General features: G+C 28.8%; 3 protein-coding genes. All 3 read left to right on the top strand.

The annotated features are described in order from the left end of the window. Positions 1-102: 102 nt before the first annotated feature. The 3 genes from ACW9UN_RS17130 (at position 103) to ACW9UN_RS17120 (ending at position 1,407) form a co-directional block, all read left to right on the top strand. The gene (locus ACW9UN_RS17130; RefSeq protein ID WP_459487588.1) at positions 103-603 is read left to right on the top strand and encodes a hypothetical protein; all 501 of its coding nucleotides are present in this window, start codon (positions 103-105) and stop codon (positions 601-603) included. Positions 604-812: 209 nt separating this feature from the next. Then, on the top strand, positions 813-1,094 hold the full coding sequence (locus ACW9UN_RS17125; protein ID WP_459487587.1) for a type II toxin-antitoxin system RelE/ParE family toxin: 282 nt from the start codon (positions 813-815) through the stop codon (positions 1,092-1,094). A 10-nt stretch (positions 1,095-1,104) separates the two neighbouring features. Continuing rightward, positions 1,105-1,407, top strand: a complete 303-nt coding sequence (locus ACW9UN_RS17120) for a HigA family addiction module antitoxin (protein ID WP_459487586.1) — start codon at positions 1,105-1,107, stop codon at positions 1,405-1,407. Positions 1,408-1,669: the final 262 nt, after the last annotated feature.

The following is a 1,669-nucleotide window of genomic DNA, read 5'->3' as shown; positions in this document are numbered from 1 at the left end:
ACGAAAAACCTCGGAAACGCTAAAGTTTTAGTCTAAATAGCTTTTTTTTCGCTAAATTTACGCAACAAATAATACACATAAACGTTGTAGGTAATTAACAAAATGAAAAAATACAGTTCATCTTCATCTTTTGCTTTTTTTGAATCTATTATAGCTTCTTTAATGATTTTAGGAATTGGAATTTTCTTAGGAATTTCTGTAGAAAAAATTGAAATTCAAATCTTGATAATAATAGGAAGTGTTTTATTGAGTGTTTGGATAATTTTAAATCAAAGAAAAAAAGTATTTGATATAATATTTGAGAAAGAAAAAATAAGAATTGAATATGTTCACAATAACAGTAAAATTGAGATTGAATATTCTGAATTATTAACTGTTGAATATATTTCTACACCTAAAAACCCAACAAGGAATAAAATTGAATTCAAACTAAATGGAAACATTAAAAAATTGAAATTTCAAAGTGTAGCTGAATCAAATGAATATGTTGAATTTGTAAAATTCTTGAAATCAAAAAATGAAAATATAAAGTGGAAAGTTTTTCCATCTGACAATATTATGAATCATAAATTACAAGAAGTTTATGGATTTAAATATCGCTAATTTGAAAAAAACTACCTACAACACCGTGTAAAAAAAATTGCTGGTAAAAGCCTACTTACGAAAATCCTCTCGGATTTTCTTGGTTAGTGTTTTATTTACTAACTTTAGTGCCTAAACCACGCAACTTTCCTTACACAACAACGTTAGGCAACATTTTGCGGAACGAAAAAAAACACCTACCTTTGGCGTTAGTAACGTAAAACAAGAATATGATAATTTCTTTTGGGGCGAAAGAAACTGAAAAAATCTGGAATGGAGTCCGTGTGAAAAAATTACCGATTGAAATTCAAAATGTGGGTAGACGAAAATTGAGAATGCTTAACAACTCTCAGGATATGGCAGATTTGAGAATTCCGCCATCAAACAGACTTGAAAAATTAACTGGAAATCTGAAAGAATTTTATAGTATTAGAATTAATAAACAATGGAGAATAATCTTTATTTGGAATAACGGAAACGCAAGTGAAGTTGAAATAATTGATTATCATTAAAATGAACATTATGGAAAAATTAGCAAACATTCATCCTGGAGAAATTTTATTTTATGAATTCCTTGAACCTCTTGAAATTTCTGCTTATCGACTTTCTAAAGACTTAAAAATTCCTCAAACTAGAATTTCTGAGATTATAAAAGGAAAACGAAGAATAACAGCAGATACAGCTTTGAGGTTGAGTAAGTATTTTGGAAACTCAGCAAAATTCTGGCTTGGTATTCAAGATGACTTTGATATTGAAAATCAAAAGACTGAAAAAGAGGCTGAATTGAATGAGATAAAACATTACGAAAAAAACAACGTTGCCTAACAATGGCTATATTTAATTGCTAGCTTCTAGCCTACTTGGGAAAATCCTCACGGATTTTCCATTCAGTAATTATTTGCTTACTTTTAGCTAGACAAAACCGCAACTAAAACATAGCCTAAGACGTTAGTATACATTGGCGAATAACCTCATCAAAATTCTTGATTTCTTAAAGATTTTGTGGCTTCCTTTAGCTTAGTGAAGCAGCTTATTGTTTGTTTATTTTTGGTAGTGAAAACCTAATACTTTTAAAAAAAGTGATAAA

Source organism: Polaribacter litoreus (assembly GCF_054584775.1).
The sequence above is the reverse complement of the archived record's forward strand: the minus strand, read 5'-3'. Positions and strand labels throughout refer to the sequence as shown.